The organism is Mycolicibacterium hippocampi, from assembly GCF_010723735.1.
Lineage (GTDB): Bacteria > Actinomycetota > Actinomycetes > Mycobacteriales > Mycobacteriaceae > Mycobacterium > Mycobacterium hippocampi.
In genome coordinates this window covers 181,678-197,449 of the sequence record NZ_BLLB01000002.1, presented here as the reverse complement: position 1 = coordinate 197,449, position 15,772 = coordinate 181,678, and the positions used below count along the sequence as shown (strand labels likewise).

Below are 15,772 nucleotides of genomic sequence, written 5' to 3'. Positions count from 1 at the left end.
TCACGAACCGGCCCCGGGCGGGATCATCATCGCCGGCAATCCTTGCGCCGGGTCAGGGTTGTGCGCGTCTGCTGCCCGTGGCGTCCCGGCCGGCGGCGTCGACGGGGGAGGTGGTGTGGCAGCCGGTTGCGGTTGCGGCGGAACGTAGTCGGGTCGCAGCCAGTCCTCGCTGTAGGTCAGCTCGTTGGGTCTGGCCATTGCACCGCGGAACGGGTTGATGCCCAGTGGCGGAAAATTGTATTGCCGGTTCTTGAAGATCGGCGCCAGATACTGGACACACAACTTCGCTGACTGCTCGGCACCGAGGCGGGAGGCGGCCTCGACGGCACCGCAGATGAACGCGACGGGGTTCTCGAAACCATTGACCTCGAGTGCGCCCACCAGGGCCGCCTTGGCCGGATGGTAGATATTGACGAAGTTCTGCAACGTGTTCGGCGCCATGTGCAACGTCTCTTCGAGGTCGCCGAGGCTCTGCAGGAGTGCAGTGCTGATCGAGGCCACCTTCTCCGAGGTCGTCCCGAGGGTCTCCTGGTTGGCGGCCACGAACGTCTGGACGTCGCCGACCACGGAGTTGACATCGCGCACGGCGTCGCCGATTTCGGTGGGGTCGTTGGCGAGCATGTCGGTCGCCGTGGCCAACTGCTGGTTCAGCAGTCGGATGGCTGTCGTACTGTCCTGCAGGGCGCTCACCAGGGTCGACAGGTTGTGGACAGTGCCGAAGATGTCGTTGCTGTGGTCGCCCAGCGCTGAAAACGCCTGTGACATCGAGGTGATGGACGCTCTGACGGCCTCACCTCGACCGCGCAGGTTGTCGGCGGCGGTGTTGATTAGCGCACCTGCCGTGCTCACCCCACCAGGTTCGGTCGGCTCCAGAGCGGTGGTGAGTTTCTGGAGTTGTTCTCGTAGGTCGTCGAACTCCACCGGGACAGCCGTACGCGTCTGCGGGATCACGGTGTTGTCCGGCATCGACGGACCGCCGGCATAGGCGGGAGTGAGTTGGATGGCCCGAACCGGGACCAGCGTCGGCGACAGAATGGCGGCATTGGCATCGGCCGGAACGGTGAAAGAGCTGTCGAACCAGAAACGGATCTTCACGCGCGCGCCGTCCGCCTCGATGCTTTCGATCCTGCCGACAGGCACCCCGAGGATCTGGACGTCGTCACCGACGAACACACCGTTGCTGTTGGCGAAGTAGCCGACCACATTGATGCGGTTGATGTGGTCGCTGACCCGCACAGCGGTCAGGATCCCCGCGATCAGGGTGACTGTCAGCGCCGCAGCCAGCAGAATCCTCAAACCGGGCCTGTTCACGGTGTGCCCTCCTCGATGGATTCAGCCGCGGCGACCGCAGGTGGCCCCGGCGGCGGTCCACCCGGTGCCGGCGCCGGTAGCGGGGGACGGTAGGGATACCGGGGATCTCCGGGGTTGCCGGTGATCGCCTCGGGCAGCGTCTGATTGGGGGGGCCGCCCTGCCCGGTGCGCGGATAGGGAACGGGTAGCGCCGGCGTACCCGGTTGCCCGACCTGAGGGTCGTTGAGCTGTGAAGGTAGCAGGGTGTTGGGATCCAACCCGAGGTCCGAGAATGCGGCGTCGATGAACGGCGTCATCAGCTGCCCCGGAGGAAGATTGGAAATATACGCCTTGAAGAACGGGGCAGCAGAAACACTTTCGCCGAGCGACATCAGGTATGCGTTGAGCATCTCGACGGTTCGCTGCACCACTTCCTTGCGGTTGTCGATGATGGTGAGGACGCCATTGAGCTTGTCCAGCGCGGGCTTGAAGGTGTCACGGTTGTCGGCGATGAATCCCTTGACCTGACCGGCGAGGGCCGAGATGTTCTGTGCGACTTCATCCAACGACGAGCTCTGCGTGAGCAACTGCGCGAGCAGTCCGTTGAGTTCGGCGATGATTCCGACCACCTGGTCGCTGCGTTCAGCCAGAACTGTTGTTGCCTTGTTGGCGCTTGCGAGCAGTTGCCGCAGGTGATCGTCGCGGGCGTTGAGGGTGTCCGAGTACCGGGTGACGCCCTCGAGGGCGATCTTCAGCGCCGGGGGGGTGTCTTTGAAGGTTTCCGAGAGCGTGGCCAGCGATGCTGAGAGCTGGTCGGTGTTGAGTCCGCTGATGGTCATCGTCAGTTCACCGAGCGCGTCGGGCAGCTGGTACGCCGAGTGTGTCCGGTCGAGCGGTATCGGATCGAGTTGGCGGCCGCTTCCGCGGGGCGTGAGTTCGAGGATCTTGGCACCGAGGATGGTCTTGGTCTTCACCGCAGCCTCGGTGCGCTCACCGAGTTGAACGTCGCCATCGACCTTGAACGTGACCAGAACTTGTTGCCCATCGAGGCCGAGACTCTGCACCTGGCCTACCTTGAGCCCCGACACCTCCACGGCGGCACCGGGAATCAGTCCCCCAGCCTCGGCGAAGTAAGCTGCGTACTGTGCGCTGTGGTCGAACATGGGCAGTTCGTCGTAGTTCAGCGCGGCCGCGGTGATCGCGGCGGTCAGGCCGATTCCGATGGCACCGATGAGGACTGGGTTGTGCTCGGCGAAGGACTTCACTTCGGCGCACACCGTCTGCTGGGCTGGCCTGTCATCTTGACGTACACCGGCTGGCCTCCCTTGCCGTTGACCTTGAGCAGCACCTGGCAGGCGTAGAAACTGAAGAAGTCACCGTAGATCCCCTGTCGGCTCAGGATTTGATAGGCCTCGGGCAGTGTGGCGATGAGGTTGTCGACATAGTCGTGGTCGGCCAGCACGATCGCCGAGGTCCGGTCGATTTCGTGCACGACCTTCTGCAGCGGCGGACGTGCCTGCGACAACAGGTCTGCGATCGAGCCCGCGGCGGCGTTGGAGTAGGCGACCGAGTTGGCGAGGTCTTCCCGGCGCCCGTCCAGGGTCGAGACCAGTTGTGCCAGGGAATCAACAGCCTTGGCGAACTGCGTGTTCTCGTCCGCGAGGGAGGTGAGCACCGTGTTGAGGTTGGCGATCACCTCGCCGATCAACTCGTCGCGGTCGGCGATCATGTTGGTCAGCGCAGCTGTCTGCTCGAAGAAGCCCGCGATGGTGCCGCCCTGGCCCTCGAAGGCTGAGATCAGTTGGCCGGACAGTGCGTTGACCTCATCGGGATCGAGTGCGCGGAACAGTGGACGAAAGCCACCGATCAGTGCGTCGAGGTCCAGGGCAGGTGAGGTTTTCGACGCCGGGATCGTCTGCCCCGGAGGCAGTGGCGCCGTCGCGCCCGCACCATCTTCGAGGGCCACGTATCGGCCGCCGACGAGATCGGAATAGCGGATGACCGCCCTGCTGCCTTCGGTCAACACCACCGACTTGTCGGCTGAGAACTGCACCTTGACTGACGTGTCACGCTGTAGGCGAATGTGCTGGACCTTGCCGACCTCGACTCCGGCGATCCGTACGAACTGCCCCTGCTCCAGTCCGGACACATTTGTGAAGACGGCGTTGTAGACGTTGGTCTGCTGCACCCGCAGCTGCGCGAAGATCGTGAACATCGCGCCGGTGAAGAACAGGCAAACCGCGACGAAAACCCCTAATCGCCAAAGGATGCCACCGAGTTTGCCCGTCACGGTTGCTGCTCGCTGCCTATGTGTCCGGGCTCCGCCCCTGGGGGTGGGTGCGCGGGATCGGGAGGTGGTGTGTCGGAAGGGACACCGGGGGGGAGACCCGTATACAAGGGAGTGCCGTCCGCTGCGTACCACGGCGCGCCGTAGGGCGGCCCGCCCGGATAGGCCGGGGCCGGGGCCGGTGCCGGGCCGGCAGGGGCGCCGTAGCGGATGCTGGGCGGCTCGGGTACCGCCCGGGTGACCGGGAAGAGATTCATCCAGCCGGGGAACCCGATGCCGAGGTTAGGTGTCCAGTCCATGCCGGTGCCCCATCCGGTGTTTGTGACGACCTGGCGGACCGGGAAGTTCTTCGAGACGTCCGGCAGCGAACCGCATCCTGGCTTGCCACCGGGACCGCCTTTGGCGCCGATGATCGGCAGGTCGTCCGGGTACCGGTAGGGGTCAACGCCCCAATCGAGAGCGGTCGACAGGATGCCCGAGAAGCCGTTGCCGCCGCCGATCTGATCCCACCGGTACTTGTCGATCAGTACCTGAGTGCCCACGATCGAACACGTCAGCGAGGGGTTGTAGGTCAGGAGGAGCTCCGTGGTCGGCTCGAGTTCGTTGACTGCGCGCACCAGGTTGTCCTTGCTCGGACCCAGAAGGTCGATGCCACTGCCGGCAAAGCCGATGGCGCTGAGCAGCAACGAATCCAGTGCTCCGGCGTGACCGGTGATGGTGGTGCTCGTGGTGCTGAAGGCGTCCAGAGTCTCGAGGATGTCCTCTGCCGCGTTGCCGTAGGTGTCAGCGAAGCCCTTCAACGACCGCCAGTCGCGCTGCATCGCCTCGGCGCGCGGGTTCAGCTGCAGCAGAACCTCGTTCGCGTCGGTGATGGCGCTACCAATCGCCTCTCCCCGGCCACCGAGACCTTGAGCGAAGGCGGCGAGGACACTGTTGAGCTTGTCCGGGTCGATCTGATCCAACAGGCTGACCAGGTTCTCGAACACAGTGTTGACCTCGGTGGCCACGTTCAGCGAGGTGATGACGGCGCCTGCGACGAGGCGCTGAGCGCTCGGTACGGCCGGGTAGATCAGATCGACGTACTTGGCGCCGAAGATCGTGCTGGCGCGGATCTGCGCAGTGATGTTGGCCGGAATGTGTTGGAGTTGGTCGGGGTCGATGGACAATCCCAGTTGCACGGAGTCACGCCCGGTTCGAATATCTGTGACCCGTCCGACGGGCACCCCCCTGAGCTTGACCTTCGCCCCCGGCTCCATCACCAGTCCGGAGCGTTCCGAGGTGAGCATCACCGGCGCCGACGGGGTGAATGTGCCCCGGAACTGACCGACGGTCGCCAGGACGAAGGCCAAGACGAGCACGACGAATGCCAGCGCCCACCACCCAGGGCGGAGCTTGGAGCGAGATCGTGGTTCCACGCTGCTATCCCGAGAAGTTGAAGTGACCGCCGGGACCGTAGATGGCCAGCGAGATGAGCAGGGTGAGGACAACCAAGGTCACCAAGGAGGTGCGCACGGCGCGTCCGACGGCTTCGCCGACGCCGGCCGGACCGCCGGTGGCGGTGAATCCGTAGTAGGTGTGCACAAGCATGACGACGGCGCCGATGACCAGCGCCTGCAGAAACGACCACAGCAGGTCTGTCGGGTTGAGGAACGTGTAGAAGTAGTGGTCGTACACCCCGGACGACTGACCATAGAGCGTGGTGGTTCCCACCCTGGTGGCGATGTATGCCATCAGAATCGCCACGGTGTAGAGCGGGATCACCACGATCACACCGGCGATCAACCGGGTCGAGCACAGGTAGGCCACGGCGCGGATGCTCATCGCCTCGAGGGCGTCGATCTCTTCGCTGATCCGCATGGCGCCCAGCTGAGCAGTTGACCCGGCGCCGATGGTCGACGCCAGCCCGATGCCGGCGATCAACGGGCCCAGGAACCGGGTGTTGAGGATGGCGCTGGTGAATCCGGCGAGAGCGTCGACGCCGACCTGCTGAAGTTGCGGGTACAGCTGGATGGCGATCACCGATCCGGCGGTCGCGGTGAGAAATCCGATGACACAGACAGCGCCGCCGATCAGCGCGAGGGCGCCGACGCCGAGGCTCATCTCGGCGATCAGTCGCAACAACTCGCTGGGGTAACGGGTGATCGCCTGTGCGCTACCCCGGATGGTCTCAGCGCAGAATTGGATCTGCCGGCCCAGTCGGTCCCAGCTGCCGGCCGTTCTGTCGGCTGCATGGCGCAGGCCGGGGTGAAGCCGGCTCGGCGCTGCGGCCGCGGGGTGGGTCGTCGTCGGGTGGGTCGTCGTCGGGTGGGTCGTCGTCGGGTGGGTCATAGCGTCGCCTTCACCCCGACAGCGGTGATGACGACGTTGAGGGCGAACAGCGCCAGGAACGTGTACACCACGGTCTCGTTGACGGCATTGCCCACGCCTGCCGGGCCGCCGCCCACCGACATGCCTTTGTAGCAGGCGATCAGGCTCCCGGCGAGGCCGAAGACGGCAGCTTTCGACAGACAGATGACCACCTCCGGTGTGCCGACCAACAGCGGTAGGCCGGCAACAAACGCACCGGGGGTGATGTGCTGGACGAACACCGAAAAGAAATAGGCAGCGATGATTCCGACCATCGTCACCACTGACGCCAACAGCGTTGCGACGAGGGTCAACGCCGCCACCCGCGGAACCACCAGCGCCTGAACGGGATTGATTCCGAGTACCCGCAGTGCGTCGAGTTCCTCGCGAATGGCGCGTGAGCCGAGGTCGGCGCACATCGCGGTGGCTGCCGCGCCGGAGATCACCAGCACGGTGACGATCGGGCCGCCCTGGGTCACCGCGCCCAGGGCGACACCCGTCCCCGACAGGTCGGCCGCCCCGAATTCGATGAGCAGGATGTTCAGCACGTATGCGGACAACACAACGAGCGGGATGGCCATCAGGACGGTGGGGAGGAACGACACTCGTGCGGCAAACCACATCTGGAACAGGAATTCGCGCCACGCCCACGGTGGCCGGAACATCAGGACGAAGGTGTCCAGGCACATGGCGAAGAAGCCGCCGATCGGCCGGATGACGGCTCCCGGCCGGTAGCCGCGGCCGAAGCCTGTCGCTGCCACTGGTATCGACCCTGTCATCGCCGTCACTTCCGTTCACTAATGTGTTGGCCACCATACGATGTGTCAAATGACATGTAAAGGACCTTCTGGCACACTATTGAGCGGTCGAGGAAGGCGGTGGTTTCAAGCGTGAGCGCTACACGACGCGCGCAGACGAGCAGCGAGAGTCGGCGACTTCTGATCGCTGCTGCCGCGGAGCTTTTTGCCGAACAGGGGTTCCGCAAGACCACCGTCGCCGATGTCGCGGACCGGGCAGGCATCAGCCGTGGTTCCATCCCGTGGCATTTCGGCAACAAGGACGGACTGCTGGAAGCGGTGATCGACGAGTTCTCGACGACCTGGCGAGACGTCGCGCCACCGCCGGGAGGCCCGTCCGCGGCGTTCGACGAACTCCTGGACTTCGTGCGCCAACCCACGACCAGGCTGCTCATCACCTTGCTCGCCGAAGCGGTGGAGCCCGGTTCCCCGGTACACGATTTTTATGCCGATCTGCATCGGGGGATGCGGAAGTGGCTGGCCGATTGGACCGAAGGTGTCCAATACCCGCCCGGGGTAAGCCCCGAGGATTTTGCGACGGCGCTGACGGGTGCGATCATCGGCGCTCATCAGCAATGGCGGGTGTCTCCCACCGACGTCGACATCGACCGTGTCTTCGGCACATTGAAGGTCATCTTTCTTCAGAGCTGATGTCCACCCGCGTCGAAGACATCGATCGCCGCCACCGGGCATGCGGTGGCCGCCGCCAGTACCTCGGGGGTCTGCCCGTGAGGGTCGGCGTCGAGCAGCTTGATCCAGCCCGCCTCGTCGGCGCCGAACACGCGAGGCGCCTGACGCATGCAGTAGCCGCTCGCCATGCACGTTTCGGCGCGCACCTCGACGTGGACCGTCTCGTTCACAGGATCACCGGCCGCGATTCCCATCCTCGGGACGCCACGTTCAACGTCCGCCTGACCGGCCGCGCGTTGCCCGCGCGGATATCGGGGAAGGCGTGTAGCAGCTTGTCGAGGATGACCGTGCCCTCGAGTCGTGCCAACGGTGCCCCGACGCAGTAGTGGATACCGTGGAAGAACGCGAGGTGCTTGTTGTCGGTGCGGTGGATGTCGAACTCCGAGGCGTTCGGAAAGGCCCGGGGATCCCGGTTTGCCGCCGGAATACAGGTCAGGACAACGGTTCCCAGCGGTAGGGTGTGGTCACCGAGAGTGACCTCGGTGGTCACTTTGCGTCCCGCGAGGTGCAGGGGTGGGTCGTATCTCAGCATCTCCTCGACAGCACCCGGCAGTAGCGCCGGTTCGGCGCGAAGATCGCTGTTGGCGTCGGGGTGGGCCATCAGCAACGTGACGCCGTTGCCGACCAGGTTGGTGGTGGTCTCGTTGCCGGCGACCAGCAGTAGGGCGACTTGAGCGATCAGGTCCGTCTTCTCGAGGGTGTCGCCGTCGAATGTCTCGGTGCTGAGCATGTGCGAGATCAGGTCGTCGCAGGGGTCCGCCCGCCGCTCGTCGATCAGCTCGCTGAGGTAGTCGAACAGAATCAGACTGGTCCGGATCGCTTGATCGCGACGTTCGCCTTGCACCATCGGATCGAACGTCGAGGCGTAGGCGAACGACCAGTCGCGGAAGTGCTGCCAGGTGTCTCTGGGCACTCCCAGGATCTGGGCTATCACGGCCACGGGGACCTCGGAAGCCAGTGCACCCATCAGATCGATCTCCTGGCCCGGCTCGAAGCGCGCCAGGACCTCGTCGGCGATGTCCTCCACGATGCCGCGCCAGCGGCGGACCGCGTCGGGCGTGAAGGCGTGCCGAAATGTCGAGCGGACCTGCGTGTGTCGGGGCGGATCGGCGAACATGAACAGTCGACTGGCGGTCTCGATGAACCGCCGGTGCTCGGGATCCTCGGGGTCATGGATGCCGGGACCGGTCAGCTCGAACAGCTCGCTGGAGAAGGTTCTCGGATCCGAACCGACCTTGCGGATGTCGTCGTACCGCGTCAGGAGGACGGCGCCCATCACGTCTACCCGGTGGATGCCGTCACCCAGCTCGCGCAGCGCGTCGTAATACGGGAACGGATCCTGCTCCACCCCGCCGAAGAGAGCGCCGAGAAGCCTCTCGGCTTCCACGTTGTCGACCGTCGTCTGCTCGTCTATCACGACCACGCTCCGTTCCTCGATCTCGGTTTCATGACATGAGCGAAATGGTCTTGACCAGTTCGCGTTTCAGGATCTTCCCGGCACCCGACAGCGGCAGGTCGTCGAAGAAGGTCACCGCCCGGGGCACCTTGTACCCGGCGATCAAGGCCCGGCAGTGCTCGCGTAGTTCGGTTTCGGACGCCTCGTGGCCCGGTCGCAGCACCACGGCCGCATGTACCGCTTCGCCCCACTGTTCATCAGGAACCCCCACCACGGCGCAGAATGCGATCGCGGGGTGCTGACAGAGCGCGCTTTCCACTTCGGTGGAGTACACGTTCTCACCGCCGGTGATGATCATGTCCTTGATGCGATCGACGAGGTACAGGTAGCCGTCACTGTCGAGATAACCGGCGTCACCCGTGTGCATCCAACCGCCGCGCAGGGTTTCGGCGGTGACGTCAGGCTGGTTGTAGTACCCCACCATGACATTGCCACCGCGAACCAGTACCTCACCCACGGTCCCGGTCTGGACGTCCCGGTCCTCGGGGTCGACGATCCGGATCTCGGTGTTCAGCACGCACCGGCCGTTCGACCGGCGCCGGACGGGATCTCGGTGGTCGCTCTTGGAGAGCACCGCTGCGAAGGGCGCACACTCGGTCATGCCGTAGCCCTGGACGAACCCTGCCGATCGAAACAACGCCGTCGCCCTGTCCAGCAACGTATTCGGCATCGGCGAGGCTCCGTAGACGACGGTCTGAACAGAGTCCAGCCCTGCCGGGTCCGGATCGCTGTCGACCAACATCTGCACCATCGTGGGGACCATGAGGATGTCGGTGACGCGGTGTTGTGCCGTGACGGCCACCAGGGCTTCGGGACTGAAGGCCGGGAGGGTGACGTGGGTGGCTCCCACTTGGTTGCCCAGCGTCCACACCCCGATCGCGGCGAGATGGAACATCGGCGCCACATGCAGACAGACACCGTCCGGCGTCGCGACCTGCTCGGTGGCCAGCGCGCCGAACGCCGAGACCAACAGGTTCGCATGCGTCAGCATCACCGCCTTGGCGCGGCCCGTGGTCCCGCCGGTGTAGAACAGTCCGTACAGGTCGTCCCCGCCGCGCATCCGGTCCTCAGGCGGGTCGGCCGCTGCGATGAGTCCCTCGTAGTCGAGCAGTCCGTCCGGAGTCGGTCCGTCCCCCATGTGAACCACCGACTTCAGCCCGCAGACCTGTTCGCGTAGCTCGGGAACCATCGCCACGAAGGCGTCGTCGACGAGCAGCACCTCGACGTCGGCCTCGCTGAGTGAGTAGATGATCTCGGGCAGCGCCCACCGGGTGTTGACCGGTGCCACGACCCCGCCGCACCAGGGAACCGCCAGCAGGAACTCGTGGTAGCGGTCGGAGTTCAGCGCGAGGATCCCGACACGGTCATCGTCGGTGACGCCGAGCGCGGTCAGCGCTCCTGCGAGGCGGGCCACCCGGTCGGCCGACTCCGCGACGGTGCGGACGCGGCCGTCGTGCACCGTCGCCACACGCTGCGGGGCCAGACGCAGCGACCGGTGGAACGCCTGTGTCATCCACATCAGTCAATGCCCCGTCTCTGAATGCACGGCGCTTGCGGTTCCACGCAGCGCCTGCTTGCGGATTTTGCCGACCGAGGTTCGCGGGAGGTCGGCGACGAACTCGATCACGTCGGGTACCTTTCCGCGGGGGAGAGCGCGGGCACAGAACGCGATCAGGTCGGACTCCGTGACCTCTCGCGAACTTTCCTGCAGCACAACGAAGGCCTTGATCGCCTCATCGCGAAGCGGATCCGGAACACCGATCACCGCAGACTCGAAGACCTCGGGGCAGGTGTTGATCACCCGCTCCACTTCCGCGGCCGCGACGTTCTCGCCGGAACGCTTGATCATGTCCTTGGCGCGGTCGGTGAAGACGACATAACCGTCGCTGCGACGCTCCGCGACATCACCGGTGCGTAGCCAACCGTCGACCATGGTTTCAGCGGTGGCCTGCTCGTCATCAAGATAGCCGGCCATCAGCGTCTCCCCGGCGACACCGCCGATCAGAAGCTCACCCGATTCGCCTGGTAGGACGTCGGACCCATCATCGGCCACGATTCGCGCCCGGTTGGCCGCGGTCGGCAATCCGATCGTCGCATTGTCGATCCGACCGTAGAGCGGATTCATGAACGGCGGCGCCATCGTCTCGGTCATCCCGTACAGCTGGAGCAGCGTTGCGCTGAAGCGGTTTTCGAACTGATCGAGTTGTCGGTGGGTGAGGGATTGAGCGAACACCACCGCGCGCAGCCAGTTGACGTGGTCTCCCGGCTGCACAGGCGCGGCGAGGATCATCCGGATGGGTGCGGCGAACAGGCTCGCCAACGTGACCCCATGGCTACGTACCTGGTCTCCCCACCTCGAGGCCGAGAACCGTGCCGCTATCACCAGCGAGGCACCGCTCACCAGCGCCGACATCGCGCAGTAGTACTGAGCATTGGCGTGGAACAGTGGCAACACCACGAGCCAGCGATCGTCGGGCCGGATGCGGAGTTGTTCGGCGACGGTTCGGCCGGACGACAGGTAGTTCGCATGAGTGACCACCACCCCCTTCGGGCGGCTGGTGGTGCCCGAGGTGTACATGATCGCCAGCGGATCGGTCGACGCTGAGTCTGCCTCCGGATTCCGCCAGGCGTTCGAAGTGTGGGGCGCGGGCGTCTGCCGGCCGGCAACGATGATCGCCGAGTGCGCTCCGCGCCAGGCATTTTCGACAGCCTTGTGGCTGTCCTCGGCACAAACCACCGCGAGACAATCCGCGTGGTCGAAGTAGTACTGCAGGTCGTCGGCCGTACTCGCCGGGTTCACCGGCACGAACACCGTCCCGGTCAGAGCCGCGCCGAACCAGTAGGCAAAGAATTCCGGACGATTGCCGAGCACGACGGCGAACCGGTCGCCACGCCGCAGCCCCAGTGATGACAGCACCTCGGCAGCCCGCACGGCAAGCACCCACACGTCGCGGAAGCTGAACTCTTGGGGATCGCCGTCCAGCGGGTCGAAGACGATGAACGGTGCGTCGGGCGTGGTGCGCGACCAGAAGCCCAGAAGGTCGGCGACCGTGCAAGACCCGGTGGCCGGCAGGGTCATGGCCGGGCCATCCTGGTGGCGAGCCACTCGGCTTTCCAGGTGAACAGCTCCACCACTCCCAGAGGTGTTGTGGTCTGGTCCAATTCGCGATAGCGCTGATAGATGTTGGCGACGATACGCTCGGAGTCCAGCCAGTCGGCGAAGTCGCCGAGGTCGACGCGGTCGGCGGCTTCGGCCATGCTGTGTCCGGCGCGGTGCGCCGAGTCGGCGTACTCGGTGACAAACCGGAGGTAGTCACGAACCCGCCGGATGCCGTCGGCGTCGCCCACCGGGCCGTGTCCCGGCACCACGATCTGCGGATCGAGGGCGAGCATCGTGTCGCAGGCCGCAACCCAGTTGCCGATCGGACCGGCCCAGGTGATGGGTGTGCATCCGAAGAACAACAGGTCACCGCCGAACAGCACGCCCGCGTCGGGGACGTGCACCACGCTGTCTGCTCCGGTGTGGGCGGGACCGAGGTTGTAGACGTCGACGTGCCTACCGCCGACGTCGACGCTCCACTCCTTGGCGAACGTGACATCGGGGTGGCGCGTGGTGATACCACCGAAGTCGAAGTGGCTGAACCGGTCCCGGGCGTACTGTGTCAGCACCGGGCCGAGGTCGGCCTTCTGGAAGAAGGCGAACATCTCGGGCGGAATGTCGTGTGCGATCTCGTCGGCCGTCGTTTCTGCCGACACCACTCGGACGTCGGGGTCCAGCAGCGTCGCGCCGTGAGTGTGGTCTCCGTTGGAATGGGTGATCAGTACGTCGCGGATGGGTGCCTTGTCGGTGATGGGGCCGACGGCGTCCAGCATCTCCCGGGTCAGGTGAGCGTCGAAGAGGGTGTCGACCATCAGTGATCGATCGTCGCCTGCGATCAGGCCGGCATTGCTCCAGCCGAAGCCCCCGTCGGGAAGAACCCAGGCCCAGACCCGATCACCGATCTGGTGCAGGCCCCGCGTGAACGGGACGAGCGCGGGCGCGCGGTTCACTCGCAGCGGTGGTTCGATCGAGCCGGGCCGGGGCCGTGGCGCCAACGAAACCGGCGCCCTGGAGGCGCGCACGGTCTGGCGGGTGCGGCCGAGCCCCTCGACCTCGAGGGTGACCACATCGCCGTCGTGCAGCCAGCCTCGGAACGACTCCAGTTCATTGATGCGCAGATGTTCGACAAGGGTGCACGTCGGCACCGTTCCCGACCCGAACACGTCGCCCGGGCGCAGCGGTACACCACGCGAGGCGTAGGAGATCACCTCGGCGAACGACCAATCCATGGACCCGGTCGAGCCGGTTCCGACGACCGTGTCGTTGACTGAGGCGGTGACCTTCAGATCCAGCGCGCCGTCCCGATGGTAGGGCGCCAGTTCGTCCGGGGTCACGAGGAACGGCCCCAGGGTGAGCGCGCTGTCCTTGCCTTTCGCCTGTCCGATGCCGAGCTGTCCGTCGATCATCTGGTGGTCGCGTGCGGTCCAGTCGTTGAAAATCGTATAGCCGATGATCTGTTGCTCGGCCTGCTCCACGGTCAGGTCGGCAGCACCGCCCACGACGATGGCCGCGATCTCGAGTTCGAAGTCCGGCCATGCGCTTCCCGGGGCGATCTCGACGTCGTCGTACGGGCCCACCACCGTCGACGGACATGCGAAGTAGAAGGCGGGTGCGCGGTACCACGCATCCTTGAGCTCACCCGGAGCACCCATTGCCACCTGGCAATTGCGCATGTGATCGAGGAAGCACAGGCAGTCGCGAATCGCGGGCGGAACCGGGACCGGCGCCATGAGTCGCACGTCCGCCAGGCGCACCACCGTGTCCGGGGACTGTAGGGCGCCGACTCCGGCGTCGCGCAGGGCGTCAACGCCGTCGCGGATCAGGTCGAGCAGGCTGACACCGCGCGGTATCGCGTGAATCGTGTCGTCCACGACAACTCCGACCCGTTGCCCTTCGGGCGCCTGATAGGTGGCCCAGCGCATCAGCACCTCTTCCGTGACCTACGTCTCTATGTTGAGCAACATACAATCTGTTACTCGGCATGTAAAGTCACCGGCGACCGTCGGAATCCCGGAAGTTCGAAGGAGAGTTCGGTGCGCGATGCAGCACGGGTGGTGGGAGTCGGAATGGTTCCATTCGCCACGCCGAGAACAAGCCACACCTACGAGAAGCTTGCCCGCGGAGCGGTTTCAGCGGCTCTCGCGGATGCGGGCATCGAATACGAGCAGCTTCAGCAGGCCTATGTCGGGTATGTCTACGGCGACTCGACCAGCGCCCAGTTCGCGCTCTACGGGATCGGCCGAAGCGGGATCCCGGTGGTCAATGTCAACAACAACTGCGCGACAGGTTCGACCGCGCTGTGGCTCGCTCGCCAAGCGGTCGAGAGTGGCGCCGTTGACTGTGTACTGGCGCTTGGCTTCGAGCAGATGCAGCGCGGCGCTCTTGCCGCGCAGTGGGCTGATCGTCCCGAGCCGCTGAGCGAATTCCTCGACATCGCAAAGGCTTTGCAGGGGGACGCGCCAGACGTGCCGATGGCTGCCCGGCTCTTCGGCGGGGCGGGCGCCGAGTACGCTGCGCGGCACGGTACCGCTCCCTCCACCTTCGCCCGGATCGCCGTGAAAGCCCGAAGTCACGCCGCCGGCAACCCCTATGCGGTGTTCCGGGAACCGGTCACCGTCGAGGAGGTCCTCGGCTCGTCCCCCGTTCATTCGGTGCTGACCCGCCTGCAGTGCTGCCCGCCAACATGCGGTGCTGCCGCGGCGGTGATCTGTAGTGCTCAGTACGCCCGCCGCCATGGCCTGCGAGGTGACATCGCCATCGCTGCACAGGAACTGGTCACCGACACCTCGGTCACATTCGACACTCGGTCGATGATCGAGGTCGTCGGCTACGGCATGTCCAAGACTGCCGCCGAGCGCGTGTACGAACGCGCCGGCGTCACACCGGATGACATCAAGGTCGTCGAACTCCACGATTGCTTCACGACCAACGAAATCCTCAGTTACGAGGCCCTGGGACTGACGCCGGAAGGATCCGCAGAGAAGTTTGTTCTCGACGGGGACAACACCTACGGCGGACGCGTCGTCACCAATCCGTCGGGGGGCCTGCTCTCGAAAGGCCACCCACTGGGCGCAACCGGTCTGGCGCAATGCGCGGAGTTGGTCTGGCAGTTGCGCGGCCAGGCCGGGCGGCGCCAGGTCGACGATGCCTCGGTCGCGTTGCAGCACAACATCGGATTGGGCGGCGCCGCCGTCGTCACCCTGTACCAGAAGGTCGACGCCGCATGACGCCGCAACCGGCTCCGGCTAGCGCTGGCCCTGGCCCTGGCCCTGACCGGGGTACGGCAGCAGCGCCATCTCCCGGGCATTCTTGATCGCCGTGGTGACCTGGCGCTGCTGCTGCACGGTCAGCCCGGTCACGGAGCGGGACCGGATCTTGCCGCGTTCGGAGATGAACTGCCGCAGGGTCGGGGTGTCCTTGTAGTCGACGTGTTCGATGTCGAGCTGCCTCAACAGGTTGCGCCTCTTCTTGGGGGCGGCGAGCTCCCGCTTCTTGGCCCTCACCAGCTGGCCTTCCGCACGCCGGGCAGCTGCCCCTCGTGGGCGAGCTCCCGAACCCGCACCCGGGACAGTCCGAACTTGCGCAGGTAGCCGCGGGGCCGCCCGTCAGCCGCATCGCGGTTGCGCACCCGCACCGCGCTCGCGTCGCGTGGCTGGCGTGCCAGTTCGGCCTGCGCCGCAACGCGTGCCTCGGGCGTGGTCGACGGTGACTTGACGATCCGTTTGAGTTCGGCTCGCCGCTCGGCGTAGCGGGCCACGATGACGCGCCGCTGCTCGTTCTTGGCGATCTTGGATGCCTTGGCCATC

General features: G+C 65.5%; 15 protein-coding genes. 2 read left to right on the top strand and 13 right to left on the bottom strand.

Translation table 11 applies throughout. The features are described from left to right. From G6N53_RS01850 to G6N53_RS01825, 6 genes are read right to left on the bottom strand one after another with little or no spacing between them, the layout of a single operon-like run. Window positions 1–1,311 (bottom strand): MCE family protein, encoded by a 1,311-nt coding sequence (locus G6N53_RS01850; RefSeq protein WP_237166328.1) that lies wholly within the window; start codon window positions 1,309–1,311, stop codon window positions 1–3. Further along, a complete protein-coding gene (locus G6N53_RS01845; RefSeq protein ID WP_163886626.1) occupies window positions 1,308–2,555 on the bottom strand; it encodes an MCE family protein in 1,248 nt (415 codons plus the stop codon). Before G6N53_RS01845 ends, G6N53_RS01850 begins: the two co-directional genes overlap by 4 nt. After that, window positions 2,552–3,580, bottom strand: a complete 1,029-nt coding sequence (locus tag G6N53_RS01840) for an MCE family protein (protein ID WP_163886625.1) — start codon at window positions 3,578–3,580, stop codon at window positions 2,552–2,554. Before G6N53_RS01840 ends, G6N53_RS01845 begins: the two co-directional genes overlap by 4 nt. After that, window positions 3,577–4,992 (bottom strand): MCE family protein, encoded by a 1,416-nt coding sequence (locus G6N53_RS01835; RefSeq protein ID WP_163886624.1) that lies wholly within the window; start codon window positions 4,990–4,992, stop codon window positions 3,577–3,579. The genes G6N53_RS01840 and G6N53_RS01835 overlap by 4 nt, the downstream gene beginning before the upstream one ends. Window positions 4,993–4,996: 4 nt before the next feature. Further along, window positions 4,997–5,905 (bottom strand): MlaE family ABC transporter permease, encoded by a 909-nt coding sequence (locus tag G6N53_RS01830; protein WP_163886623.1) that lies wholly within the window; start codon window positions 5,903–5,905, stop codon window positions 4,997–4,999. Next, on the bottom strand, window positions 5,902–6,612 hold the full coding sequence (locus tag G6N53_RS01825; protein ID WP_237166689.1) for an MlaE family ABC transporter permease: 711 nt from the start codon (window positions 6,610–6,612) through the stop codon (window positions 5,902–5,904). Before G6N53_RS01825 ends, G6N53_RS01830 begins: the two co-directional genes overlap by 4 nt. Window positions 6,613–6,813: 201 nt before the next feature. Between G6N53_RS01825 and G6N53_RS01820 the strand changes: the two genes are divergently transcribed. Continuing rightward, on the top strand, window positions 6,814–7,371 hold the full coding sequence (locus G6N53_RS01820; RefSeq protein ID WP_163886621.1) for a TetR/AcrR family transcriptional regulator: 558 nt from the start codon (window positions 6,814–6,816) through the stop codon (window positions 7,369–7,371). Here G6N53_RS01820 and G6N53_RS01815 read toward each other — a convergent pair. From G6N53_RS01815 to G6N53_RS01795, 5 genes are read right to left on the bottom strand one after another with little or no spacing between them, the layout of a single operon-like run. Next, the gene (locus G6N53_RS01815) at window positions 7,362–7,580 is read right to left on the bottom strand and encodes a 4Fe-4S domain-containing protein (RefSeq protein ID WP_163886620.1); all 219 of its coding nucleotides are present in this window, start codon (window positions 7,578–7,580) and stop codon (window positions 7,362–7,364) included. The genes G6N53_RS01820 and G6N53_RS01815 overlap by 10 nt on opposite strands. Then, window positions 7,577–8,833: a cytochrome P450 gene (locus G6N53_RS01810; protein WP_237166326.1), complete on the bottom strand. Its 1,257-nt coding sequence runs from the start codon at window positions 8,831–8,833 to the stop codon at window positions 7,577–7,579. The genes G6N53_RS01815 and G6N53_RS01810 overlap by 4 nt, the downstream gene beginning before the upstream one ends. Before the next feature lie 22 nt (window positions 8,834–8,855). Continuing rightward, window positions 8,856–10,385: a long-chain-fatty-acid--CoA ligase gene (locus tag G6N53_RS01805; RefSeq protein WP_163886619.1), complete on the bottom strand. Its 1,530-nt coding sequence runs from the start codon at window positions 10,383–10,385 to the stop codon at window positions 8,856–8,858. A gap of 3 nt (window positions 10,386–10,388) precedes the next feature. Further along, window positions 10,389–11,945, bottom strand: coding sequence for a class I adenylate-forming enzyme family protein (locus G6N53_RS01800; RefSeq protein ID WP_163886618.1), 1,557 nt, complete (start codon window positions 11,943–11,945; stop codon window positions 10,389–10,391). Then, entirely contained in the window at window positions 11,942–13,888 is a 1,947-nt protein-coding gene (locus G6N53_RS01795; protein ID WP_163886617.1) for a fumarylacetoacetate hydrolase family protein, read from the bottom strand. The genes G6N53_RS01800 and G6N53_RS01795 overlap by 4 nt, the downstream gene beginning before the upstream one ends. Window positions 13,889–13,999: 111 nt before the next feature. Between G6N53_RS01795 and G6N53_RS01790 the strand changes: the two genes are divergently transcribed. Continuing rightward, window positions 14,000–15,193, top strand: coding sequence for a lipid-transfer protein (locus tag G6N53_RS01790; RefSeq protein ID WP_163886616.1), 1,194 nt, complete (start codon window positions 14,000–14,002; stop codon window positions 15,191–15,193). A gap of 18 nt (window positions 15,194–15,211) precedes the next feature. On the opposite strand, the gene rpsR is transcribed toward G6N53_RS01790, so the two are convergent. Further along, the gene (gene rpsR / locus G6N53_RS01785; protein ID WP_163886615.1) at window positions 15,212–15,469 is read right to left on the bottom strand and encodes a 30S ribosomal protein S18; all 258 of its coding nucleotides are present in this window, start codon (window positions 15,467–15,469) and stop codon (window positions 15,212–15,214) included. Continuing rightward, the gene (rpsN, locus tag G6N53_RS01780) at window positions 15,466–15,771 is read right to left on the bottom strand and encodes a 30S ribosomal protein S14 (RefSeq protein ID WP_163886614.1); all 306 of its coding nucleotides are present in this window, start codon (window positions 15,769–15,771) and stop codon (window positions 15,466–15,468) included. The genes rpsR and rpsN overlap by 4 nt, the downstream gene beginning before the upstream one ends. Window position 15,772: the final 1 nt, after the last annotated feature.

Excerpts from the sequence above, each read along its gene's own strand:
- G6N53_RS01830 (WP_163886623.1), bottom strand. The coding sequence starts at position 5,905 with ATGACCCACCCGACGACGACCCACCCGACGACGACCCACCCGACGACG.
- rpsN (WP_163886614.1), bottom strand. The coding sequence starts at position 15,771 with ATGGCCAAGGCATCCAAGATCGCCAAGAACGAGCAGCGGCGCGTCATC.
- G6N53_RS01805 (WP_163886619.1), bottom strand. The coding sequence starts at position 10,385 with ATGTGGATGACACAGGCGTTCCACCGGTCGCTGCGTCTGGCCCCGCAG.
- G6N53_RS01795 (WP_163886617.1), bottom strand. The coding sequence starts at position 13,888 with ATGCGCTGGGCCACCTATCAGGCGCCCGAAGGGCAACGGGTCGGAGTT.
- G6N53_RS01825 (WP_237166689.1), bottom strand. The coding sequence starts at position 6,612 with ATGTGCCTGGACACCTTCGTCCTGATGTTCCGGCCACCGTGGGCGTGG.
- G6N53_RS01800 (WP_163886618.1), bottom strand. The coding sequence starts at position 11,945 with ATGACCCTGCCGGCCACCGGGTCTTGCACGGTCGCCGACCTTCTGGGC.